Source organism: Edaphobacter aggregans DSM 19364, from assembly GCF_000745965.1.
Taxonomy (GTDB): Bacteria; Acidobacteriota; Terriglobia; order Terriglobales; family Acidobacteriaceae; genus Edaphobacter; species Edaphobacter aggregans.
This window is the reverse complement of the sequence record NZ_JQKI01000019.1, coordinates 16,936-39,668: the sequence shown is the minus strand read 5'-3', so window position 1 is coordinate 39,668 and position 22,733 is coordinate 16,936. Positions and strand designations below refer to the sequence as shown.

At 62.5% G+C, this 22,733-nt stretch carries 20 protein-coding genes; 12 read left to right on the top strand and 8 right to left on the bottom strand.

From position 1 onward, the window contains the following. Positions 1-130: 130 nt before the first annotated feature. The 3 genes from Q363_RS09815 (at position 131) to Q363_RS09805 (ending at position 3,043) form a co-directional block, all read left to right on the top strand. Entirely contained in the window at positions 131-949 is an 819-nt protein-coding gene (locus Q363_RS09815) for a class I SAM-dependent methyltransferase (protein ID WP_051978608.1), read from the top strand. A 63-nt stretch (positions 950-1,012) separates the two neighbouring features. Further along, entirely contained in the window at positions 1,013-2,002 is a 990-nt protein-coding gene (fabD, locus tag Q363_RS09810; RefSeq protein ID WP_035349633.1) for an ACP S-malonyltransferase, read from the top strand. Positions 2,003-2,032: 30 nt separating this feature from the next. Next, positions 2,033-3,043 (top strand): energy transducer TonB, encoded by a 1,011-nt coding sequence (locus Q363_RS09805; protein WP_035349632.1) that lies wholly within the window; start codon positions 2,033-2,035, stop codon positions 3,041-3,043. Positions 3,044-3,210: 167 nt separating this feature from the next. On the opposite strand, the gene Q363_RS09800 is transcribed toward Q363_RS09805, so the two are convergent. Then, positions 3,211-4,326 carry an MSCRAMM family protein gene (locus tag Q363_RS09800; RefSeq protein WP_157466708.1) on the bottom strand — a complete coding sequence of 372 codons (1,116 nt, stop codon included), beginning with the start codon at positions 4,324-4,326 and terminating at the stop codon, positions 3,211-3,213. Positions 4,327-4,433: 107 nt separating this feature from the next. Here Q363_RS09800 and Q363_RS09795 point away from each other — a divergent pair, with 107 nt between their 5' ends. From Q363_RS09795 to Q363_RS09770, 6 genes are all read left to right on the top strand, one after another. Next, positions 4,434-4,892 (top strand): peroxiredoxin, encoded by a 459-nt coding sequence (locus Q363_RS09795; RefSeq protein WP_035349630.1) that lies wholly within the window; start codon positions 4,434-4,436, stop codon positions 4,890-4,892. Positions 4,893-5,092: 200 nt separating this feature from the next. Further along, positions 5,093-6,421 (top strand): MFS transporter, encoded by a 1,329-nt coding sequence (locus Q363_RS09790; RefSeq protein WP_035349629.1) that lies wholly within the window; start codon positions 5,093-5,095, stop codon positions 6,419-6,421. A gap of 297 nt (positions 6,422-6,718) precedes the next feature. Further along, a complete protein-coding gene (locus tag Q363_RS09785) occupies positions 6,719-7,987 on the top strand; it encodes a carboxypeptidase-like regulatory domain-containing protein (protein ID WP_035349628.1) in 1,269 nt (422 codons plus the stop codon). A 42-nt stretch (positions 7,988-8,029) separates the two neighbouring features. Beyond that, complete coding sequence (locus tag Q363_RS09780) at positions 8,030-8,740, top strand: carbohydrate-binding protein (protein WP_245632140.1); 711 nt, start codon at positions 8,030-8,032, stop codon at positions 8,738-8,740. Between the two features lie 338 nt (positions 8,741-9,078). Next, positions 9,079-9,825: a hypothetical protein gene (locus Q363_RS09775; RefSeq protein ID WP_035349627.1), complete on the top strand. Its 747-nt coding sequence runs from the start codon at positions 9,079-9,081 to the stop codon at positions 9,823-9,825. A gap of 107 nt (positions 9,826-9,932) precedes the next feature. Beyond that, positions 9,933-10,595, top strand: a complete 663-nt coding sequence (locus Q363_RS09770) for a DUF2306 domain-containing protein (RefSeq protein WP_051978607.1) — start codon at positions 9,933-9,935, stop codon at positions 10,593-10,595. Here Q363_RS09770 and Q363_RS09765 read toward each other — a convergent pair. From Q363_RS09765 to Q363_RS09755, 3 genes are all read right to left on the bottom strand, one after another. After that, positions 10,589-11,329: an energy transducer TonB gene (locus Q363_RS09765; RefSeq protein WP_035349626.1), complete on the bottom strand. Its 741-nt coding sequence runs from the start codon at positions 11,327-11,329 to the stop codon at positions 10,589-10,591. The genes Q363_RS09770 and Q363_RS09765 overlap by 7 nt on opposite strands. A gap of 133 nt (positions 11,330-11,462) precedes the next feature. After that, entirely contained in the window at positions 11,463-14,318 is a 2,856-nt protein-coding gene (gene ppc, locus Q363_RS09760) for a phosphoenolpyruvate carboxylase (protein ID WP_035349625.1), read from the bottom strand. Positions 14,319-14,379: 61 nt separating this feature from the next. Further along, entirely contained in the window at positions 14,380-14,628 is a 249-nt protein-coding gene (locus Q363_RS09755; protein ID WP_035349624.1) for a hypothetical protein, read from the bottom strand. 242 nt (positions 14,629-14,870) lie between these two features. Here Q363_RS09755 and Q363_RS09750 point away from each other — a divergent pair, with 242 nt between their 5' ends. The 3 genes from Q363_RS09750 (at position 14,871) to Q363_RS09740 (ending at position 17,869) form a co-directional block, all read left to right on the top strand. Then, positions 14,871-15,809, top strand: a complete 939-nt coding sequence (locus Q363_RS09750) for a bifunctional 5,10-methylenetetrahydrofolate dehydrogenase/5,10-methenyltetrahydrofolate cyclohydrolase (protein WP_035349623.1) — start codon at positions 14,871-14,873, stop codon at positions 15,807-15,809. A 2-nt stretch (positions 15,810-15,811) separates the two neighbouring features. Next, the gene (coaE, locus tag Q363_RS09745; protein WP_035349622.1) at positions 15,812-16,540 is read left to right on the top strand and encodes a dephospho-CoA kinase; all 729 of its coding nucleotides are present in this window, start codon (positions 15,812-15,814) and stop codon (positions 16,538-16,540) included. A 126-nt stretch (positions 16,541-16,666) separates the two neighbouring features. Further along, on the top strand, positions 16,667-17,869 hold the full coding sequence (locus Q363_RS09740) for a S1C family serine protease (RefSeq protein ID WP_035349621.1): 1,203 nt from the start codon (positions 16,667-16,669) through the stop codon (positions 17,867-17,869). 118 nt (positions 17,870-17,987) lie between these two features. On the opposite strand, the gene purN is transcribed toward Q363_RS09740, so the two are convergent. The 4 genes from purN to Q363_RS09720 form a co-directional block, all read right to left on the bottom strand. Next, the gene (gene purN, locus Q363_RS09735; RefSeq protein WP_035349692.1) at positions 17,988-18,599 is read right to left on the bottom strand and encodes a phosphoribosylglycinamide formyltransferase; all 612 of its coding nucleotides are present in this window, start codon (positions 18,597-18,599) and stop codon (positions 17,988-17,990) included. A gap of 38 nt (positions 18,600-18,637) precedes the next feature. After that, positions 18,638-20,347: an HAD family hydrolase gene (locus Q363_RS09730; RefSeq protein ID WP_035349620.1), complete on the bottom strand. Its 1,710-nt coding sequence runs from the start codon at positions 20,345-20,347 to the stop codon at positions 18,638-18,640. A gap of 242 nt (positions 20,348-20,589) precedes the next feature. Continuing rightward, the gene (locus Q363_RS09725; RefSeq protein ID WP_035349619.1) at positions 20,590-21,963 is read right to left on the bottom strand and encodes an aminotransferase class V-fold PLP-dependent enzyme; all 1,374 of its coding nucleotides are present in this window, start codon (positions 21,961-21,963) and stop codon (positions 20,590-20,592) included. A gap of 31 nt (positions 21,964-21,994) precedes the next feature. After that, the gene (locus Q363_RS09720; protein WP_035349618.1) at positions 21,995-22,612 is read right to left on the bottom strand and encodes a RidA family protein; all 618 of its coding nucleotides are present in this window, start codon (positions 22,610-22,612) and stop codon (positions 21,995-21,997) included. Positions 22,613-22,733: the final 121 nt, after the last annotated feature.

Below are 22,733 nucleotides of genomic sequence, written 5' to 3'. Positions count from 1 at the left end.
GGTCTGACAACAATCTGCGTGTTACCAAGATGTGTCATCCTGAGCGGAGTTTGACGCGTAGCGTCAACGCAGTCGAAGGATCTGTGGTTTGTCCTTACAGGCCATGAGTCTTCATGATCGGGAGGGACGTATGGAACACTCTCCGGAACGTAGCAACCAACCCCTCGCAGACTTGTCCTACGCTCTCGACAACGCCGCCAAAGAGGCATCCTCACGCTTCCAGGCCCTCGCCGAAGCCTTCGACCCGGCAACCATCCGTCACCTCGAAGACGTCGGCGTCGCGCCCGGCTGGCACTGTCTTGAAGTAGGCGCAGGCGGCGGCTCCGTCGCATCCTGGCTCGCCGCCCGCATCGCCCCCTCCGGCCGTCTCCTCATCACTGATATCGACCCCCGCTTCCTTGAATCCCTCGATCTCCCGAACACTCAGGTGCTGCGCCACAACATCGTCACCGACCCCCTGCCCGAGGCCGCCTTCGATCTCGTGCACGCCCGTCTCGTCCTCACCCACATCCCCGACCGCGCCGCCGCGCTCGCCCGCATGGCCACCGCTCTCCGTCCCGGCGGCTGGCTCATCGACGAAGAGATCGACATCTCCCTCGCTCCCGACCCAGCCTCGTTTCCCGGAGAGGTTCGCTCCAGCACCTTCGACGGCATGCTTCGCGTCATGGAGCAGCGCGGCGTCGATCACCGCTTCGGCCGCCGCCTCTTCGCCCATCTGCGTGCGCTCGGCCTCGTCCACGTCGCCGCAGAGGGCATGACATCCGTCTGGTCCGCCGGATCTCCCGGCGTCGCAATCCTCCGCGCAAACTACCAGCAGCTCGGCGAAGACATGATTCACTTCGGCTACATCACCGCGCAGCAGTTCGAGCAGGACCTCGCAGCTCTCGATGATCCCGCCTTCATGATGCCCTCGCCCATCCTCTGGTCGGCGCGAGGACAGCGCCCCTAGCCCCTAGCCCTGAGCCCCCACCGCCCGGCCCGCTCTCCCATTTCATTTACGATAGTCAGCGACATGAAACCAGTCTTCCTCTTCCCCGGCCAGGGCTCGCAGACCGTAGGCATGGGCCGCGACCTCTACGACAACCACCCCGTCGCCCGCCTCATCTTCTTCGAGGCCGACGCCGCCCTCGGCTTCCCCCTCTCCAAACTCATCTTCGAGGGTCCCGAGGACCAGCTCAAGCTGACCGAGCACACCCAGCCCGCCATCCTCACCGTCTCCGTCGCCGCCTCCCGCGTGCTCGCTGAAAAAGGCATCTTCCCCGCCTTCGCCGCCGGCCACTCCCTCGGCGAGTACTCCGCCTACGTCGCCGCCGGAACCCTCAACTTCGCCGATGCCGTCCGCACCGTCCGCGACCGCGGCCGCTACATGCAGCAGGCCGTCCCCGCCGGTAAGGGAGCCATGGCCGCCATCCTCGGCCTCCCCGCCAATCTCATCGCCGAGATCTGCGGCCAGGCCTGCGACCTGCTCACCCCGCTCCCCACCACCTCCGACGCCAAGTTCTTCGACCCCAAATGCGCCGTCGTCTCCCCCGCCAACCTCAACTCCCCCGACCAGACCGTCATCTCCGGCTCCGAGGGCGCCGTCCACCTCGCCGCCGACCTCTGCAAACAGGCCGGAGCAAAACGCACCGTCATGCTCCCCGTGAGCGCCCCCTTCCACTGCGCCCTCATGCAGCCCGCGCAGGACGCCCTCGCCAAGGACCTCGCCGTCCTCGCCTTCACCAACCCCGCCCGCCCCATCGCCGCCAACGTAGACGCCCGCCTCGTCACCCGCTCCGAAGACGCCCGCGACTGCCTCATCCGCCAGGTCACTGGCTCCGTCCGCTGGGTCGAGTGCATCCAGCTACTCGCCGCCCAAAGCCCCACCCACTTCATCGAAGTAGGCCCCGGCAAAGTCCTCTCCGGCCTCAACCGCCAGATCCTCGGCAAAGACTCCACCATCCCCACCCTCAACGTCGAGGACTCAGCGTCGCTCGAAAAAACTCTTGCATTACTTAACTGAGGCGTTGCTTTCGGGTTTAGATAGCAGGGCTTGTTCCTTGCATATACCTCGACGATGATGCAAAAGGTAGTTGCTTTTGTCTTTATCGTTTTTCTGACTTCTGGCCTAGGTATGGCTCAGGGAAATCAAGCCGATTTCCCCAAACAGCTCCTATTTGCACGGCTCACTTTCTTCGATTTTGGGCCGCCATTCGATTTCTACGAGGTTTTGTCGCTCGAAGACCAGGGAGCTGACACCGAAGTCAAACGGATGATTGTTACTCCTGCGGGGAATGCATGCGTTCAGCCGCCGTCTGTTGAAACTGAAGCGACAACCATACATAAATCGCTAAAAGAACTTCTGCTTGGGAAAAATCCATGCGGGATTCCGGAGAAGGCTCTCCGACAAGAACGAAAACGTTGCAAGCACTGCTTAGTCTTCAGTGGAGTGAACGTTACACTGAACGTGAGCTGCAAGGGTGCCGAGCGACGGATTCGTATGGCCATCCTTGATAAAGATCTGTTTGATCGCTCGCCAAATACACCTCCCAACACCTCATGGACTATGGCGGTGCTCAGTCAGCTTGACGACAAATTGAGTCCAGGCGTTATGGACAAACCAGCATTTTCACTCGGCGCTCCTAAGCCAGAATCGTCCATCGCCTTAGACGCAGCAATGCTTACAGCACTCAAGAACGGCGAGTACGACGGCCTTTTCGATTCCAACAAAAAGCTGTCTGAACTCTATCGCGAATCTCAGGAGGCTTCCCGCTTGCCACCAGTTCATCTACTCAGTGCGACACCTGTTCCTCCAGTCTCCGCAGAGGTGCCGCAATACCCTCCGATCGCCAGAGCAGCTCACGTTGAGGGAGAGGTCAACGTTTCATTTGACCTCTCGCCTACTGGAAAAGTGGAGAAAGTCTCTTACAACAGCGGACCCGAAATGTTTAGGAATTCCGTCACCGAGGCAATTTCTAAGTGGCAGTTTCCTCCATCCTCGGATGTCCGTCACGAGCAAGCTAAGATTGGCTTCATGCTGAACTGCCCTTCGCCTCATCCATAGCGAGGCAAAATCATCGATGATTCGAGTCCGGAAAAGTCCGATTTTTCGTGAACTTGGTGTCAGCGATAAACTGCAGTTCAAACACCGCAAGGAAACCACATGAACCCCGGCGACCTAGTCCAAGAACTTTCGCGACGATCGGAGCCAGTGCTCAATAGCATCTCGTGTCAGTGTTCACGAGATGCTGACACGGCATACGTAAGCCCACTCTCATCCCGCTCCACCATCAGCGGCGAGGTCATCGGCTCGTATGTCGTCGCTCCCTTCTGTGCCGTAGCCGTGATCTCGATCAGATAACTACCTCCCACGACGTAGTGGAAGACAAACATCCCGTCCTCCCCAGTCTCCGTCTCCCGTAGGACCACCTTGTCGTTCGGATCCAGGAGTCTCACTCTCCCATGCCGGATCAAACTGCCATCCGTCCGTGCCGTCACCGTTCCCCGAAGCGCATGCAGCTTGCTCGACGGGATCTCGATATCCGCCCCGGAGCGAACCTCACCGTCACGCAGCTCCATCGGCACCGCCTCGCGCTCCCAGCACTTATTGCCGAAATAGACCTTCAGCGCATCGCCCTTCGTAACCCTCACATCAAGCGACTGCTTTCCTGTAATACCTCTCGGCAGAAGTGCGTACTCCCGCAAACTGGCCTCCACCGTGTAAACCCCGGGAGGCAGACCAGGAAAATAAAATCTGCCTCTATCATCGGTAAATCGGTCACCCAATCCCAGCGGTGCCAGCGGCCCGTTGCCTGAGCTGTTCAGGTACTCCTTCCACCTTCCTTCTGAAATCCTTCGCAGCAGATGCACCGTGACGTTGATCGCCGGCGCACCATCCTCATACCGAACCACGCCTTCGATCGCCGCGCCCCGGCTCATCGTCAGGTTCGACACCACCGTTTGCCCCTCATCCACCGTCACCTTGTTGAGCGCGTACTCCAGCATCGGCGAATCCGCCGCCGGCGTCTCCTTCGACTCGTTCACCACGATGTCATACGGCGTGATGTAGCCTGCCACATGCGCGAGAATGTAGTACTCTCCCGGCGCGACGTCGTTGATCTGGTAGGCTCCCTCCATATCCGTCATCGCGGAGTAGCTCTGGCTCTTGTCGCGCGCCGGCGGCTTGCCGGCGGTCTTCGAAGGCACAGCCTGGATCGTCACGGAAACGAACCGGCATGGCGTATGCGTGTCCTCGCAGTACAGATGCCCGGTCACCGCTCCCGGAGCCTGCGCCCACCCGGAGCTCTCCAGCACGAGGAAAACGGCCAGCAAAGATAGCAGACGCAACGGTCTCTCCACCCACTCGCACAAAAGTACAGCTTTCGAATGCTGGTATTTTAGACAATGGCGACGAACGGACCACACTTGCAACGTTCGCAGGAGGACACACCCCCATGCAAACCGGCGACATCGTAGAAGACTTCACCCTGAAAAACCAGGACAACAAAGACATCTCCCTCTCCGACTTCAAGGGCTCGCCCGTAGTCCTCTTCTTCTACCCCCGCGCCGACACCCCCGGCTGCACCATTGAGTCCTGCGGCTTCCGCGACGCCTTCACCAAATTCAAAAAAGAAGGCATCGTCGTCCTCGGCATCTCCCGCGACACCGTAGCCGCGCAGAAAAAATTCAGAGACAAGTTCGACCTCCCCTACGACCTACTCGCCGACGACGAGATGACCCTCATCAACCGCTACGACCTCATCAAGCCCAAGAACATGTACGGCAAGCTCGTCAAAGGCGTCAAGCGCACCACCTACCTCATCGGTCCCGACCAGCGCCTCATCCACACCTTCGAGGAAGTGAAACCCGAAGGCCACGCCGAAGAGGTCCTCGCCCTCCTCAAGAAAAAGTAGCAAGAACTCGATTGGCCCACATCTCGATTCTGAGATGTGGGCCAATCGCGCAAAAGCGCGATCCGCCTTTGCCTCTAGGGACGCCAAGCCTTCAGGCTTGGCCCTCTCAGCCCTCCAATACGAACAGGGGCTTCAGCCCCTGGGGTAGCCTTCCCTTCGTGAAGCCCCGTAAGCCCCCCAAAGTATGCAACCATAACTACATGGCTGACCCCGCCAGTCGAACCCCCTCCCGAGCGGGCGACGCCTTCCGTTCCCGCAACTTCCGCCTCTACCAGTCCGCCCGCCTCATGGTCATCGTCGGAGCCGAAGCCCAGTCGGTCGCCGTAGCCTGGCAGGTCTACCAGATCACCCACTCCGCCCTCAAGCTAGGACTCACCGGCCTCGCCCTCTTCCTCCCCGGCCTCCTCTGCATGCTCGCCGCCGGCCACGCCGCCGACCGCTACGACCGCCGCCGCATCATCCTCGCCTGCTACACCCTCCAGGCCGTCTGCACCGCCGCCCTCCTCTGGCTTTCCCTCACCCCCTGGACCTTCGCCAACGGCCGAGTCTGGCCCATCTACGCCGTGCTCGTCGGCATCGGCCTCGGCCGAGCCTTCTCAGGACCCGCCGCCAGCGCCCTCCTCCCCTCCCTCGTCCCCAAAGACCACTTCGTCAACGCCGTCACCTGGGGAGCCACCATCTACCAGATCGCCAACATGTCCGGCCCCGCCATCGGAGGCCTCCTCTTCACCCTCCCCCTCACCGGCATCCTCGCCCCCTGGCAGGGAGCACCCATCGTCTATCTCCTCACCCTCGCGATGCTCTCCTGCTTCATCCTCCTCGTCAGCATGATCCGTCCCGCACCCGTCGAGCGCAAAGCCACCGCCTTCTCCGCCCGCACCGTCCTCGCCGGCCTGGAGTACGTCTTCCGCACCCGCATCCTCCTCGGCTCCATCTCCCTCGACCTCTTCGCCGTCATGCTCGGCGGAGCCACCGCCCTGCTCCCCATCTTCGCCACCGACATCCTCCACGCCGGCCCCCGCGGCCTCGGCCTCCTCCGCGCCATGCCCTCCGTCGGAGCCCTCATCATCTCGCTCCTCCTCGTCACCCGCCCCATCAAGCGGCGCGCCGGAGCCACCATGCTCACCTGCGTCGCCATTTTCGGAGCCGCAACCATCGTCTTTGGCCTCTCCCGCAACCTCTACCTCTCGCTGGCCGCCCTCCTCGTCACCGGAGCCAGCGACATGGTCTCCGTCGTCGTCCGCTCCTCCATCCTCCAGCTCGCCACCCCGCCCGAGATGCGCGGCCGCGTCTCCGCCGTCAACTGGCTCTTCGTCGGAGCCTCCAACGAGTTCGGCGAGTTCGAATCCGGCCTCACCGCCCATTGGTGGGGAGCCGTCCGAGCCGTCGTCATCGGAGGCATCGGCTCCCTCGCCGTCACCACCGCCGCCGCTACCCTCTTCCCCCAGCTCCGCCGCGCCGACGCCCTCACCACCGAATCCCTCCAAAATGCCGAACGCGAGCTAGCCACCGCCGAACCCATCGACTGATTCCTCCCATCGCTTTTGCTCTTGCTTTGCTCTTGCTTTGCTTTTGCTCTTGCTTTGCTTTTGCTCTTGCTTTGCTTTTGCTCTTGCTTTGACTTTGCCTTTGCCTTTGCCTCTAAGGTAGGCGCGGGCTTCAGCCCGGGCATCAAACGCCGCGCCGAAAGGCGCTTCCGCTCTGCCGAAGGCCGGAGCGAAGTCCGAAGGACGAAGCGACCACGATGCTCGCGGAAACAAATCGATTGACGGACCTCAACCTCTAGCGTCCAATTTCTCTGAAGCTCCTCCGACAAGGAACAAGACTTGCGCGCCACACTCGCACTCTGGATGCTCGTCCTCGCCGGCGCCTGCCCTGAGCAGACCGTCCCCACTACTCCTGCACCCGAGCCCAACGGCATCGTCACCGGCCGCGTCTTCTGCGGCGACACCGGCCGTCCCGCCCGCTTCGCCAGCGTCTCCCTCATGCCCGTCACCGACCCCGCCAAAACCAAACTCGACAAAGCCGGCCTCAACGCGGGGCCCTCCAAGCCTGCAGCCCCCACCACCTCCATCACCACCGCCGTCGACACCACCCTCGACGGCGGCTACACCCTCACCCACGTCGCGCCCGGCACCTACTACGTCATCGTTCGCAAGGACGGCTATATCAACCCCGTCACCATATTCACAAAGAAGCAGCTCGACGAGCCCACCGACCAGATCCGCAACCTCATCGAGCAGGCCCTTCCCAAGGTCAACGTCGAACAGGACTCCACCGCCCACGCCGACGTCCAACTCCAGCGCGGAGCCGCCGTCAGCGGAACCATCTCCTACGACGACGAGACCCCGGCCAGCAACGTCAACGTCACCCTCCTCCACAAGGACGAGAGCGGCAAATGGGTGCCTCTCAGCGGTCCCGGCGCCGGACCACGCCGCACCGGCTCCACCACCAACGATCGTGGCTACTTCCGCATCGCCTCCCTGCTGCCGGACGTCTACCTTCTGCGCGCCGATCTCAGCCTTGAGAACGAGAGAACCGCCGTAACAGGCGACGCCGCCGGTCACAAGAATGAAATGGTCATGCGAAACATAAAGTTCTTCCTCTCCTTCTACGGCGACGGTACGCCCCACATCGACCAGGCCACCAGCTTCACCCTCCGCGGCGACGACGAGCGGACAGGCCAGAACATGACCCTCCCCATCAGCAAGCTGCGCAACCTCACCGGTCGTGTCGCCGCCGGCCCCAGCGGACACTTCGTCAACGCCGCCAACTTAGAGCTCATCTACGGCCCTGACAAAAAATCCCTCGCCCACTCCAACATCGACCGCGAAGACGGCCTCTTCCACTTCGAGTTCGTCCCCGAAGGCGACTACACCCTCCGCGTCACCAACGCCCGCGACGTAACCTGGGAGCCCGACGCGCCTCAGCCCGGCATGATGCCCCCACCCCCAGGCTTCCCTGCCCGCGAAAAGGAACGAGTCCTCGAAACTTACGGCAACGTCGACATGCCCCTCATCCTGCGCGGCGATATGACCGGCATCACCGCCACCGTCCCTGCAAAACAATCCAGCTCGCCCGCCGCCTCAAACTAAGCGGCCCGCGGACCTTCTACCGTTCAACACGAGGCCCTCAACGTGCAAAAAATCATCCCTGCAGTCCTTGTCGCTGCATCCCTCTGCGCCACCGTCTTCGCCCAGTCGAGCGTTCCCCAATCCAACATTCCAAAGACCTACAAGGGCGCGCCCTACCTGGACGACAAGCAACGTGTCCCCCAAACCATCCCCGGCGTGGTCGAGTGCGCCTTCTACGACAAAGGCGGAGAAGGCGTCGCCTACCACGACACCGACCCCGTCAATCACGGCTCCGGCGAGCTCAACCCCGCCGACGGCTCCTACCTCCACGAGTTCCGCATGCACGAGGCCGTCGACATCTCCTACACCAAGTTCAACAACTCCCCCGACCGCACCGACGACAACCCCTGGACCATCGTCCTCCCACCCGCCAATCAACTCTACGTAGGCTGGACCGAACCCGGCGAGTGGTTCAACATCTCGGTCGACGTCCACCACGCCGGAACCTACACCGCCGACCTCCTCTACACCTCCAACCGCGGCGGCTCCATCTCCATCGACGTCAACGGCCACCCCGCGTCCGGCGAGCTAAAGATCCCCACCACCTACAACGCGGCCGACCCCGTAGCCTGGCGCCAGTGGCACCATTGGAACCTCGCCCCCAACCTGGTGAAACTCCAACTCCCGGCCGGCCGCTCCTTACTCACCATCCACGTCGTCACCGGAGGCCAGATGAACCTCGCTACCCTCAACTTCAAACCCGTCACACCATAAGCCCACCTAAAAATCGCGATCTCCCCACAAAAACCCTTGTCAAGCCCCGAGACCCACCAAACCAAACCAGATCAATAACTTACATTTGCCGATTAATTACCCTCCATTCGATACAATAGAAATAGATGGGAAATCGAGAAATCTCCGAGCAAACCTATTTACTTCAATACTTTGCAAGACATCCTCTCCCCCTGCAAGACTCTCCTGCCAAGTACCAACCTAAATAACCTATTTTGAATACTTTGCGCAAAAAGCAGGGGAGGGGCAGATACCGGTTGAATCCACTGCTCTCTATCATTTAGGGTCGATGCGACCACAATCCAGCCCAACGGAGTGACATGGAAAACAGTAAAAAGGCAGCCCTCGGCGGTACCCTCGTGTTCCTCACTGTCATCGGTGTTCGAGTCGGAATGATCTACCGCGAGCGCCACGCCCCCGAGGCCCCCATCGCCCAGCCCGTCCGCGAGAAGATCTCCGACGACGACCTCGTCTTCCTCAAAAAGAAGCGCCAGGACAAGATGGCTGACACCAAGGAGCTCGTCGGCCAGCCCCTCTGGGTCTCCGCTGGCGGCCAGATGGACTACTACCCCGCTCAAGCCAGGCACGTCGACTACTCCAAAACCTCCGGAACCCTCCTCGGAGCCCAGAAGCTCGAAGTCAAAGGCTTCACCGAGCAGGTCGCCCCCGCCGCCGCCGCCCACCGCGTCCCCGCCGGCGACCGCCAGGTCCTCATGCTCTTCACCCTCCCCGGCTCCCAGACGCCCGACAAGCTCTACGGCGTCCCCGTCGGCTACCACCAGGACGACGGCCAGTACACGTTCTATCTGGACGAAATCTTCTTCTACGACGACCCGCACGACCTCTACAAGCACTGGGGTCCCGAGATATGGAAGGCCATCGACGACCACCAGGTCATCCTCGGCATGAGCGAGCGCCAGACCCAGATGGCCCTCGGTCAGGTCTCCAAAAGCCTCTCCAACGACTACGGCAACCGCCTCGTCGTCTACGCGAACTTAGGCAAGCCCATCGCCGTAACCTTCGTCAAGAACAAGGCGACCGCCTTCCGCCCCGACCAGGGCTTCTGACGGCCGCCTCAATGGGGCGGCCACGAATCGGGTGCCCCATGTCTCGCGTCTGAGACATGGGTTCCTTCGAGCGAAGCTCGAACCGGAGGCTCCCAGGGAGATTCGCGATGGCAACCAACACCGAACACCCCAGCTGGACCCGCCCCGTCCTCTACATCCTCTGCTTCATCGCGGCAGCCGCCGCACTGCGCCGCATCGTCGCTCTCCTGATGGTCAGCGCCTCCGCGCGCGCCGGCCAGCTCGCCGATCTGGACGCCACCTTCGCCGCCCGCAAAGGCCTCACCCTCGCCCACATCATCCCGGCGCTGGCCCTCGTCCTCCTGCTGCCCGTCTGGTTCTCCGCCCGAATGCGCAGCAACCCGCCAGCTCACCGCCGCCTCACCTGGGCGCTCTTCGCCCTCGGCTTCGTCGTCGGCATCACCGCCATCCCGCTCGTAGCGAACCCCGTCGGCGGGGCAACCGAACTCTCCGCCATCCTGGTCTTCGACAGCCTGTTTCTGTTTTCCTTCGCAAGAGCCTTCCAGCTCTTCCTCAAACACAACCCACACTACCGCGAGTGGATGCTCCGAGCCATCGCCGTGCTCCTCGGCATCGCAACCACACGCCCTGTCATGGGAGTCTTCTTCGCCACCGCCCGCCTCACCCACCTCGAGCCGCACCAGTTCTTCGGCATCGCCTTCTGGATCGGCTTCGGCACCACCTACCTCGCCGGCGAGTGGTACCTGCGACGCCATCCACTTCCCGCGCAGCGCGGTGACGCACTTCAGTAGACATCAAAGGCGACTTCGATATTGAGTTCAACGAGCACCGGTTTGTCGTTCTCTTTGGCGGGATTGAAAACATATTGCTGCACCGCGTAGAGCGCTTGTTCGTCCAAACCCAATCCAGCTGGCCTGATCACGGCAAGGTGACTCGGTTTACCGTCTTCACCTACCCAAAGGTTGACCAGGACTTTGCCCGAATACCGCAGGTTCCTCGCTGCCTGGCTGAACTGCGGCTCCTTGGATTTCGCGATTGTGGGTGGCTTGATACCGCCACCAATTTTCCTGAGCGGTTGCGTTCCCGACGATGATGAAACGGGCGTTGCAGAGGCGGGAGAATTTGATGAGAGATTCTCTCGAGCAAATCGCTGCCAATATTGCGGAAGCACCGGAGCGAGGTCGGGAAGATCGTCCGCAAAAATCGTGTCGACAGCACGGCTGAAATCACCATCCGCCGGCGGATCGATCTTTATGTGCATCATCTCGTCGCTGAAGGGCGGTCGATCACCAACCTGCAGCACAACGCGCTTCGCAACCTTGCCCTTGAACTCCACGCCGACGCGCTTGCCTTCGAGAATAAGGCCATCGCGTTCCAAACGCACTTTATCAACTTCAGCGCCGCAGAGCGTAAACGAAAGAAGCCCAGACTTCCCGATCAACTGACCGTAGGAGTCGAAATGCAGCGAATCCTCTCGCCAGAAGCCACGAAGATAGAGCGGCTTACCCACCAGCCTGTTCTTCAACTCTGCTTCCGTGGTCTGTGAGGTCGCTGACCTAAGGCAAAGAAATAAGGAAAACAAGACTGCAACAGAACGTGCGCGCATGGTGATGAGACTAACGTACGTTTCCAGAAATCGAGAACAAAGTTCAGGAAGATCAGCCCGTATTCCGCAGCCCCGCACTGATGCCGTTGATCGTCGCCGAGATCGCCCGGCTCAGCTCCGCCGACTCCGGCTCGCCCTTCCCCGCAGCACGCTTACGCCGTATCAGCTCCACCTGGATCAGGCTCATCGGATCGACATAAGGATTGCGCAGCCGGATCGAGCGCTCCAGCACCGGATTCGTCTGCAAAAGCCTCTGCTGACCCGTCACCGCAAGCAGCATCCTCTGTGTCAGATCGAACTCATACTTCAGCGTCGAGTACACACGCTCGCGCAACCCTTCGTCCTCGACCAGCGACGCGTACAACTTCGCGATTCCGAAGTCCGACTTCGCCAGCGCCATCTCCACATTGCGAATGATGTCGACGAAGAGCGGAAACTCCTTCGCCATCGTCTGCAACTGCTTCAGCCCGTCTGGATTGTCCTTCACGAACTCCTCGATGGCATGGCCCACGCCGAACCACGCCGGCACAAGCTGCCGCGACTGCATCCATCCGAAGACCCACGGGATCGCCCGCAGGTCCGCCATCGACTTCTTGCCCGTCCTCTTCGCCGGACGCGAGCCGATGCGCGCATGCTCCAGCTCCGCCACCGGAGTCGCCTGCTCGAAGTACGTAAACGTCTCCGGGTCGTCGATAATGTGCCGCCGATAGAACTCATACGACGTCGCCGAGAGCCGCTCCATCGCGGCCTCCCATGCAGGCGTGATCTCGCCCGTCAGGTGCGGCGCGCCCGTCTCTGTTCCACCGCACCCCTTCTGCAGCACTGCATCGGGACGCGCCAGCGCATCGAGCGACGCCGCGATCATCAGCTCCAGATTCCGCTCCGCCAGCACCACGTCCGAGTACTTCCAGTTCAGCACCTCGCCCTGCTCCGTCAGCCGCAGCTCACCCGAGAAGCTATCCACCGGCTGCGCGAAGATAGCGCGATGCGTCGGCCCGCCGCCGCGCCCCACCGTGCCGCCGCGGCCGTGGAAGAGCCGCAGGGTCACGCCGCACTCCCGCGCCACGCGATGCAGCTCGCGATGCGCCGTCCATATCTCCCACGTGCTCGTAATCATGCCGCCGTCTTTATTCGAGTCTGAGTAGCCCAGCATGATCTCCTGCCGATGTCCCCACGACGTCAGCAGCGGCTGATACGCCTCGCTCGACCACAGCCTGCGCATGATGCCCGGAGCGTTCTGCAAGTCCTCGATCGACTCGAACAGCGGCACCGGCTGCAGTCCCGGGTCATCGCCATTGGCCTCCACGCACACGCCGCCCAGCCGCGCCAGCCACAGCACGTTCAGCACATCCTCCGCGCTCGTCGCTCCGCTGATGACGTACTGCTGAATCGCCTCCGCCGGAAACTTCCTCTTCAGCTCTGCGATCGCCCGGAACGTATCCAGCACCTCGGCAGTCTGCGCCGAGAGCGCCGCAGGCAGCCGCAGCGATCCGGAGTCCGCGCTCTGCTCCGCGCATCCGGCAATCTCCCCAACAGCCGCCGCATGAACCCGCGCATGCTGCCGAATATCCAGCGTCTGCAGATGAAGCCCATACGTCCGCACCTCGATCAGCAGCGGATCGATCAGCATCTCCGCCAGCCGTTCGCCACGGTTCTCCATCAGGCTGCCCCGCAGCATCGTCAGATCAGCAATCAGATCCGCAGCGCGCGTATACGGAGCCAGCGCAGGATTCGGAGGCAGCGGCACCGAGCTCTGCGGTGTCGCGCCCAGCCGCATCATGATGCACGCAATCAGCAGCCGCAGATACTCGAAGTGAAAGCGCTCCTCAAGCGCCGTCTGCCCCGCCGTCCGCAGCTGCGCGAGATACCGATCCAGCAACGCCTTGAGCTCCTGCGACACCGGAACCTGCTGGGTCGAGCTGCCCAGCTGCTCAAACACATACTGCAGCCGCCGGCGATAGTGGCCCACCAGCAGCCCCTGCGCCATCGCCAGCGCATCGCGCGTCGTCTCCGCGGTCACAAACGGATTGCCGTCGCGATCGCCTCCGATCCACGACCCGAAGCGCACCAACTGCGGCAGCTCCGCCATCGCGGCATGGCCGCCCGGATACTCCGCCTCGAGCGCTGCCGCCACCTCCGCATACAGCACCGGCAGCGTGTCGAAAAGCGACGCCTCGTAGTAATCGAGCGCCATGCGAATCTCGTCGCGCACCGTAGGCCGCGCGCTGCGCACGTCGTCGGTCTGCCACAGCGCCGTAATCTCGCCGGTCACCTCATGCTCCAGCGATTCCAGCTCCACTTCCGGAACCGCAATGCGATCCAGCTTCTCCAACAGGTCCGAGATGCGCCGCCGCTTGAACATCACCGAACGCCGCGCCACCTCCGTCGGGTGCGCCGTGAACACCGGCGTTATCACGATCTCCGCCAGCAGCTCCGCAACCTGCTTCGCGTCGAAGCCCGCCTCGCGCATGCGCCGCAGCGTTCCCCGCAGATCGCCGCGCTGCGGTGGAGCGTCGTTCAACTGGCTCGAGCGCCGCCGCCGCTTGCGATGATTCGTCTCCGCCAGGTTGATCAGCTCAAAGTAAAAGCTGAACGCCCGCGCCAGCTGATAGGCACGCGTCAGGTCATCAGCTTGTTGATGCACGCTGCCCAACGACTGCTCGAGATGCGCCGCCGCAGTCGCCGTATCGCCCGCGGCGTCCGCCTCGCGACGCGCAATCGCCGTGCGGCGAAGCCCCTCCACCGCGCTGTACAACTCCTCGCCCGACTGCTCCTTCAGCACATCGCCCAGCAGCATCCCAAGCGACCGCACATCGCGGCGCAGCGGAGCCTCCTTCAGTTCACCGAGAGAAGCAAGAAGTTCCTGGAGGCGCTGCGGCCAGGTCGTAGGAGTCCAGAGCGACGGCATGTCTCTGATTATGCACCGCGAAGCGCAATCACTTCCTGCGCTGAGCAAACTTCAGCAGGAACTACATCACCTGCGCCAGCTTCTCGAACTCCTCCTGCATGCGCTCGACGGAGTATCCCTCCACCTCAAGCCGCGACGCCGTCGTGCGTGCCGCCTTGTTCGAGACTCCATAGCCGCGCACCGTCAGGTAGTGGCTGATGACGTCAGCGGCTTGCCATGAGTCCAGGCTCGAGTGCAGCAGCTCCTCACGCAGGCTCGCAAGCTCCGCCTCTGAGAACTTCTCGACTCCGGTTGGCCTTACTGTCTCCATCGCCTCTCCTCTCCGCGCCCCTCTCAGCACCCAGACCTGCCGCGCGACTCAATTACTTATTAGACGCACTCACCGCATCGCAGGATACATCGCGCCGCCTGCTGTTGGTACGCAGAAGGTATTGTGAAAGGTTCCTTCGCAGGATCGTCAAAATTCTGTCTAACTTTGACAGCGTCATTACATTTGGAGGCACAACGCCGCAGCAGCGCCGCTCCTGGCACCCGCGATACCATGGTTCCAGCATGAAAACTCTTCCCCACGTACTCGACGGAGTCGTCATCGCCTCCGAGATCAAGGCCGAGGTCGCCCGCGAGGTCGCCGACCTCACCGCACGCGGTATCCGCCCCGGCCTCGCCGTCATCCTCGTCGGCGAGGTTCCCGCCTCGCAGATCTACGTTCGCAGCAAGGTCAAGACCTGCGGCGAGCTCGGCATCTTCAGCGAGATGATCACTCCGCCCGAGTCCGTCACCACGGACGAGATGCTCGCCACCGTCGCCAAGCTCAACGCGCGCGACGACATCGACGGCATCCTCATCCAGCTACCGCTCCCCAAACACGTCGACACCAAGCGCCTGCTCGAGGCCGTCTCACCCGACAAGGACGTCGACGGCTTCCACCCTGTCAATGCCGGCCGCCTGCAGAGCGGTCAGCCCGGCCTCCAGCCCTGCACCCCCGCCGGCATCATCGAGATCCTCAAGCGCAGCGGCCTTCCTGTCGCCGGCCAGAACGCCGTCGTCGTCGGCCGCTCCGACATCGTCGGCAAGCCCGCCGCGCTGATGCTGCTCAACGAGTCCGCCACCGTCACCGTCTGCCACAGCAAGACGCGCGATCTTCCCTCCGTCACGCGCCAGGCCGACATCCTCGTCGCCGCCATCGGTCGCCCCGGCTACGTCAGCGCCAACATGGTCAAGCCCGGCGCCACGCTCATCGACGTTGGCATCAACCGCCTCACCGATCCCGCCGACGTTCAGCGCTTCTTCCCCGGCGACGCCGAGCGCGCCGCCACCCTCGCCAAGCGCGGCTCCATCATTGTCGGCGACATCGATCCTGCGGCCTTCGACCTCTCGGCAGCCTACACGCCCGTCCCCGGAGGCGTCGGCGCCCTCACCATCGCCATGCTGATGCACAACACCGTCAAAGCCGCGAAGCTTCGCCGCGGCATCGGCACGGAGAGCCGATAACCATGCTCCGCGTCGGCCTCACAGGCGGCCTCGGCAGTGGCAAATCCACCGCCGCGCGCCTCTTCGCCGAGCATGGCGCCTACGTCCTCTCCGCCGACGAGCTCGCCCGCGAGATGATGCAGCCCGGCGAACCGGTCTACAACGACATCGTCCAGCACTTCGGCCCCAGTGTCGTGCTTCCTGACGGCCAGCTCGATCGCTCCGCGCTAGCCCGCATCGCCTTCAACAAGGGCCGCGTCGAAGAGCTCAACGCCATCGTGCACCCCGCCGTCATCGAGCGCCAGGCCGCGCTCGCCGACGAGCTCTTCCGGAAGGACTTCGCCGCCGTCGCTATCGTCGAATCCGCCCTGATCTTTGAAACAAAACACGGCGAAACAAAGGACACCGAAACAGAGACCGGCTCAACGCCATCGCAGCAGCCCGGCGCGCCGCCGCCCAAGCCCTGGCGCTCCCGCTTCGACTGCATCATCCTCGTCACCGCCTCCGACGAGGTCAAGATCGCACGCTACGTCGAACGCGCCACCAACGGCTCCTCCCTCACCTCCGAGCGCCGTGCTGAGCTCGCCACCGAAGCCCGCCTCCGCCTCGCCCAGCAGATCCCCGACGAGGAGAAGATGCAACTGAGCGACTTCGTGCTCGACAACAACGGATCGATCGAGGAACTGGAAGAGCAGATCGACGAGCTCTGGCCGATCCTCCAGTTCGCCTCGCGCAACTCCGACCTCTCCTGACTCGTAACAGCAACCCGTACAACTTGTTGCAAAAAGCGGACCATCGCCCGGCTAACGCCCAATTACAATAAACACAGGGCCGGCCGCGCCAACGGCCGCGATGGAAGGAACTCCCGGGTACACACTATGAAACTGCGCCCCGTTCTCCTTGTTCTGCTTCTGCTCTCCGGCTTCTACTACCTGACGACGCACTCCGCGTCCACGGGAAAGCTCTTCCCCTGGCTCCATGCCCCCGCCAACGGCGACGCCACCACCACCTCCACCGTCGCCGGCCCTGCAGGCAGCTTCCAGCTCACCAACGCCTCCGCCGCGCCCGCCTTCGACACCGAAGAGCAGCAGAACATCGCCGCCTACAAGAAGGCCCTTCCCTCCGTCGTCAACATCACCTCCACCGAGGTGGCCTTCGACTTCTTCTATGGCCCCGTCCCCCAGCAGGGCCAGGGCTCCGGATTCGTCCTCACCAAAGAGGGCCTCATCCTCACCAACAACCACGTCATCGGCAACGCGCAGCGGCTTGAGGTCATGCTCTCCGACAAGCACAAGTACAAGGCCCGCGTCCTCGCCCTCGACAAGAACCACGACCTCGCCCTCATCAAAATCGAAGCCCCCAACCTCACTCCCGTCACGCTCTCCGACTCGCGCAGCCTCGTCGTCGGCCAGCGCGTCTACGCCATCGGCAACCCCTTCGGCCTCAATGGCACCATGACGCGAGGCATCATCTCCGCCATCCGCTCCATCCGCGGCCCCAACGGCACCCCCATCGAGGATGCCATTCAGACCGACGCCGCCGTCAACCCCGGCAACTCCGGCGGACCGCTCCTCAACTCCCGCGGCGAGGTCATCGGCATCACCACCATGATCGCCTCCAACGGCGCCGACCAGAGCTCCGGCATCGGCTTCGCCATCCCCATCAACACCGCACGCGCCATCCTCGACGACTACGCCAAGTACGGTTATATCCGCCGACCCACACTCGACATCGTCACCCTGCCCATCGGTCCTGACGTCGCCGAGCAGATCGGCCTCCCCGCCGACTACGGCGTCCTCATCGATCGCGTCCTCCCCGGCGGAGCCGCCGAAAAGGCCGGTCTCCGCGGCGGAACCCAGCGCGCCTACCAGGGCAACATGCCCGTCATGCTCGGCGGAGACCTCATCGTCGCCATGGACGGCGAGGAGATCACCAGCCCGCAGGACCTCGCCGCCGCCATGAACTCCCACCGCGCCGGAGACACCGTCACCGTCACCATCTTCCGCGGACGCAAACGCATGGACGTCAAGGTCACCCTCGGCGACGCACGCCAACAACAAGGCGCCGGCCAGACCACCTAGCCGAACCGGTTCTCTTTGCATGCGTGATAAATGCGTTAGAGTTGTCATCCTGAACGGAGCGCAGCGGAGTCGAAGGACCTGCATTTCGTTCGCGTCGCCAGCGCTGCTTCCGGACATCCTAAACCCGCAGATACCGCCGCCCCACCACTCCATACTCCCCGCTCAACACCCGCGCAATCGCCTCCGGATACGCAATGTGCTCCTGCTTCAAGATCCGCGCCGCCAGCGACTCCGCCGTGTCCTCCTCCAGCACCTGCACCGTCTTCTGCAGGATGATCACCCCGTGGTCCACCGCCTCATCCACGAAGTGCACCGTGCAGCCCGTCACCTGCATCCCGTACTCGAGCGCCTGGCGCTGCGCATCCAGCCCCGGAAACGCCGGCAGCAGCGACGGATGCACATTCAGAATTCGATTCGGAAACGCCTCCACGAACGCCGGCGTAACGATCCGCATGTACCCCGCAAGGCACACCAGGTCCACCTCGTAGTCCTTGAGCGCCGCGATCATCTTCGTGTCATGCGCCTCGCGCGCCTCCGGCCCCTTGCCCTCCTGCGGAATCGCCAGCCCCGTCAGCCCCAGCTCCCTGGCCGCCGCAAACCCCTCGGCCTCCGGCTTGTTCGAGATCACCACCGCAATCTCCACGTCGCGCAACCATCCATCGACGATCGCGCGATGAATCGCCAGAAAGTTCGAACCTCTACCGGAGAGAAGAATCCCTAGTCTGTGCACGCTGTCTCCTTGCTTCATTCTAATCAGCAGATTCAGTGCTACTCCGAGAGCGTGTATCTCGACTGGATCGCCTCAATCACACGCCTCTTCGTCTCCTCCGCCGGACGGTCCTCGCTCTCCACATCACGAACCTCGTCGGCAAGCTCCTTGTTCTTCACAATCCATCGGAACCACTCCGAAACATGCCCAGCCCGCAAATGATGGTTCCACGTCCCCTCATCCACTCCCTCTGCCATGCGGATGAAGGTATGCAGGTTGTTGGCCACCAGGTTCAGCTTGCCCTCCGGCCCGCGAAAGACGAAGCTCCCCACGCCCAAGTCGCCGTCTGCGTACTTCCGTATGTGGCGCTTGTGCTCCGTCTTGCCCGGCGCCACCTGCACCACGAATGGGCCCTCGGCTCCGTTGCGAAACCACACGAGAAACTCCCACCGCTCCAGCTTCACCGCCTCCATCTTCGGTGCGTCGATTCCCAGCGCCCGACAGAACTCCCGTATCGTCTCATGCGGCTCCTTGCCCACGGCCATCACGACATCAACCGTCGCCAGCGTCTCCTTCCTCACATGCTGCGGATGCACCGTAATCATCAGAGACGTCTTCGGCGGAGCAGGCAGAAGCGAGCTCTCCGCCGCAACCTCAGCAGGAAAGAGATGGTGCGTCTCATCCAGCACCAGCCAATGCGGACGCCCCTTCGCCACACGCAGGTCCTCGAGCTTGCGCAGCACCTCCGAGACATACGCCGGCCTGTCGTCGATCGCTACCCCCAGCAGGTTCACAACAGCGCTATGCATCCGCTCCAGCAACGCCAGCACCTCCTCCGCTCGCGGCACATAGTGCGGGTTGCCCAGATTCACCGCAGGCTCAAACCCCTCGTAATCCCCCTCCGGATCGAAGAGGCAGAACTGATATCCCGCCTCTACCATCCGCTCCAGAACTCCCGTAATCGCAGTCGATTTCCCGCTGCCTGACGTCCCCGCCACTATCACCGACTCCCCCAGGCTCGGCAACAGCACCGTGCGTTTCGGCTCGGCTCTCGTCGTCCCAAGCAGCAGGCCACGACGCCTCAGAGGAGCAAGCTTGCCCGCAAGATCATCCTTCAACAGTTCAGCAATCAACTCCTCGACCCCCGCGCCGTGGTCTCCTCTGGTAACGATGTCGGCCTTTCGCTTCACTGACTCTAGCGCGTTCGCCACCGCCACCCCGCACTCGCACTCCATCAGCATGGGCAGGTCATTCTCTGCATCTCCCACCGCAACCACATTATGGTGAGAGAGCTTCATCTCCCCCAGCGCAACCGCCAGGCCGCTCGCCTTGTTGACTCCCGTAGGCAGCACCATCACGGCGTTCTTGTTGAAGATGATCTGCCGGTCCAGTCCCATGTCGCGCAGCGCCTCCAGCACAACGCACTCATGCGGGCGCCACGTCGCCACCACCGATCTCCCCAAACCGATGTTGTCCACACCGCGCGCACGCAGCGTCTCGGGCAGACCCTGCGGAACTGGCTCCGTCAGCAGTCGCGACTCACGCGTCCGCGGACAATACAGCACCGCGCCATTCTCCGCCACAATCTGCTCGAACAACGCAGGCCGCGGAAAGATCCCGAGCAACTCCTCCAGCTGCCGCCCCGTCACCAGCAGCAGCTTCCTACCCGAGCCGCGCACCTTTTCGAGCGCAGCAATCGTGCTGTCGCGCACCACGCCGTCATGGGCAAGCGTTCCATCGTAGTCGCACGCGACCGCAAGGAAGTTCATACCGAAGCCTTTTTGTGAACGGGCCGCTCAGAAGCGTTCCGCGACAGAATCATCCCCAACAGCGTCGTCCGCCTCTCACACCCCAAACGTTCTATCCGTCTTGGATGCATTCCTTCGCGCTCGTGGCAACGACGAACAAAAGATCACCTGAAGCTGAAGTTGTAACGGCTCCTGAACCTGAACCCTGAAAGAAAAAACCCCGGCATCGTTCGCCGGGGTTTTCCTTCGTGATCGACCCTTCGTTACGCCTTCTTCGCCGCGCTGAAGATCTCCACCAGCCGGTCGGCGATGTACTTGTCCTCGCCCTCCTTCAGCTGCCACATCGCAAATCCGAACTTCGTCGGATCCTGATTGCGGTGCCGGTGCTCCTGCGGCGGATTCGCAGGAGGATTCGGGTTGCGTCCGCGCATGCCACCGGAATCGGCGTTCAGACTGCCGATCCCCACCGGCTTGGTCTCCGCCAGCTGCTTCATCACGTCCTGCGCCGTGACATTCGACTTCGTCTGGTCGATCTGCCAGCTGTAGTGTGGCGTCACGTTGCCCAGCGCATTCGGATTGAACTCGCGCGGCAGCGCCGTGACGCCGAACTTCGCAATCGCCTTCGAGATCACCTCAGCGCGCGCATCGTAGCTCTTCAGCACCTCGTCGTAATCCTGCTCGACAAATAGCTCCAGCGCCTTCAGCAGCGCAAAGATCGTCTCCTTGCCCACTTTGCTCGAGCGGCCGATGCGATCCTCCTGCGGGCTCATGTTCATCTGCGCCCACCGGATCAGCTGCTCCTTGCCGATCAGGATGCCCGACGCCTGCGGCCCGCAGATGTCCTTGCCGCCCGAGAAGGCAACAAAGTCCCAGCCCTGCGCCGGGTACTCCCACAGCCGCTCCTTCGGCGGAACGTCCGCCGACGCGTCATTGAACGTGTAGATGTTCGCCTTCTTCGCAATCTCGATCATCTCCGGCCCGCTCACCTGCCCGCGGTCCGACTGGATATTGATGTAGTGCATCGCCAGCGTCTTCGGGTTGATGGCGTTGATCATCTGCTCCTTCGTCTCAACCTCCACCAGAGTCACGCCCGTCTGACGAACCTGGTGATCGAAGTTGTTGCGATGCGCCTTCTGAATGATCACCTCGGTCTTCGGGAAGCCCGTCAGGTCCGGACACGCCTTCAGCCGCGGCTCCAGGTCCTCCGTCAGCATGCCCGCATACGCGACCACAATTCCCGCCGCCACGCCGCCCGTTACCAGCCCCGTATAGCCCGGAGGCGTCTTGCACAGCTTCTCGATGTACCGTCCCGCGGCAACTTCCAGCTCGTTGATCAGAACGAAGTGCTGGTTGCCCTGACGCATCAGCTCCATCACCTCAGGCTTCATCACCGAGCCGCCGATCACCGTCACCGTGCCCACAATGTTCACCAGCGGAGTCACGCCCAGCTCGGCGTACACATCGCCCGTCGAGCCCAGACCCTTCTTGATCGGCACGATCGCATGCCCGTCGATGCCCGGCTTCTCGTCCTTCAGCTTCTTCTCGGCCATAGCGGCCTTCGGAGCAAAAAAGCTGCCCGTCGCAGCTCCCAACGTGGACAAAAACGACCGTCGATTCCAGCGTGACTTCAGATCCATATCCAGATTCCCTTTCCGTTCTTCCTAAAATCTAAACTCCCGCAGCACTTTTTGGCGCTGCCGGTCCAGTCGGCGCCGCCGGAGCCTCTGGCTGCGGATTCACCACCAGCGCGCTTCCAACAAACTCAACCAGCGAGTCTCCGGGAATCCACTCCACCGCCATGCACGACCGCGAAGGACTCTTCCCCTGCGAGAAGTACGTCGCATAGATCTTGTTCAGCGCCTCATACTGCGCCTTGTGCGCGTCGAACCGCGCCTTCCCCGTCGGCATCGGAATGGTATCCGCATGCGGAAGGCAGATGAACACCTGCATGTTCAGAATACTGTCCATGTTCGATCCCGCGCGCTCCAGCGACCGCTTCAGCGCATCCAGCGACCGCGTCACATGCCTCTCAAACGGGTCCGTCACCAGCACATGATCTTCCTTCGGATAGCCGTCATTCGATCCCGTCCCCGAGAAGTAGAAGATGCCGTTATGAATCCGGTTGCCGAACCGCCGCGGCCTCTCCCCCGCCCCAGGAGCAGGAGGCGCAGCAGGCACTTGAGGCGAAGCAGGAGCCTGCTGTCCGAACATCTTCGATCCACCCGCAAACACCGCGGCCGTCGAAGCCACCCTGCCAAAGAAACGACGTCTGGAGCTGATCTCCATTCCCATCTCCCTTCGCGGAAACAGCTGGGCCTCATCGCGCGCTCAAAAGCTCATCTCGCGCAGCCGGCAGAATTCTGAAAGTGTGAAGAATAATAGGGGTCCGCCAGCCCCTTGACCACAG

Excerpts from the sequence above, each read along its gene's own strand:
- Q363_RS09815 (WP_051978608.1), top strand. The coding sequence starts at position 131 with ATGGAACACTCTCCGGAACGTAGCAACCAACCCCTCGCAGACTTGTCC.
- fabD (WP_035349633.1), top strand. The coding sequence starts at position 1,013 with ATGAAACCAGTCTTCCTCTTCCCCGGCCAGGGCTCGCAGACCGTAGGC.
- Q363_RS09795 (WP_035349630.1), top strand. The coding sequence starts at position 4,434 with ATGCAAACCGGCGACATCGTAGAAGACTTCACCCTGAAAAACCAGGAC.
- Q363_RS09790 (WP_035349629.1), top strand. The coding sequence starts at position 5,093 with ATGGCTGACCCCGCCAGTCGAACCCCCTCCCGAGCGGGCGACGCCTTC.
- Q363_RS09775 (WP_035349627.1), top strand. The coding sequence starts at position 9,079 with ATGGAAAACAGTAAAAAGGCAGCCCTCGGCGGTACCCTCGTGTTCCTC.
- Q363_RS09770 (WP_051978607.1), top strand. The coding sequence starts at position 9,933 with ATGGCAACCAACACCGAACACCCCAGCTGGACCCGCCCCGTCCTCTAC.
- ppc (WP_035349625.1), bottom strand. The coding sequence starts at position 14,318 with ATGCCGTCGCTCTGGACTCCTACGACCTGGCCGCAGCGCCTCCAGGAA.
- Q363_RS09755 (WP_035349624.1), bottom strand. The coding sequence starts at position 14,628 with ATGGAGACAGTAAGGCCAACCGGAGTCGAGAAGTTCTCAGAGGCGGAG.
- Q363_RS09750 (WP_035349623.1), top strand. The coding sequence starts at position 14,871 with ATGAAAACTCTTCCCCACGTACTCGACGGAGTCGTCATCGCCTCCGAG.
- coaE (WP_035349622.1), top strand. The coding sequence starts at position 15,812 with ATGCTCCGCGTCGGCCTCACAGGCGGCCTCGGCAGTGGCAAATCCACC.
- Q363_RS09740 (WP_035349621.1), top strand. The coding sequence starts at position 16,667 with ATGAAACTGCGCCCCGTTCTCCTTGTTCTGCTTCTGCTCTCCGGCTTC.
- Q363_RS09730 (WP_035349620.1), bottom strand. The coding sequence starts at position 20,347 with ATGAACTTCCTTGCGGTCGCGTGCGACTACGATGGAACGCTTGCCCAT.
- Q363_RS09725 (WP_035349619.1), bottom strand. The coding sequence starts at position 21,963 with ATGGATCTGAAGTCACGCTGGAATCGACGGTCGTTTTTGTCCACGTTG.
- Q363_RS09720 (WP_035349618.1), bottom strand. The coding sequence starts at position 22,612 with ATGGAGATCAGCTCCAGACGTCGTTTCTTTGGCAGGGTGGCTTCGACG.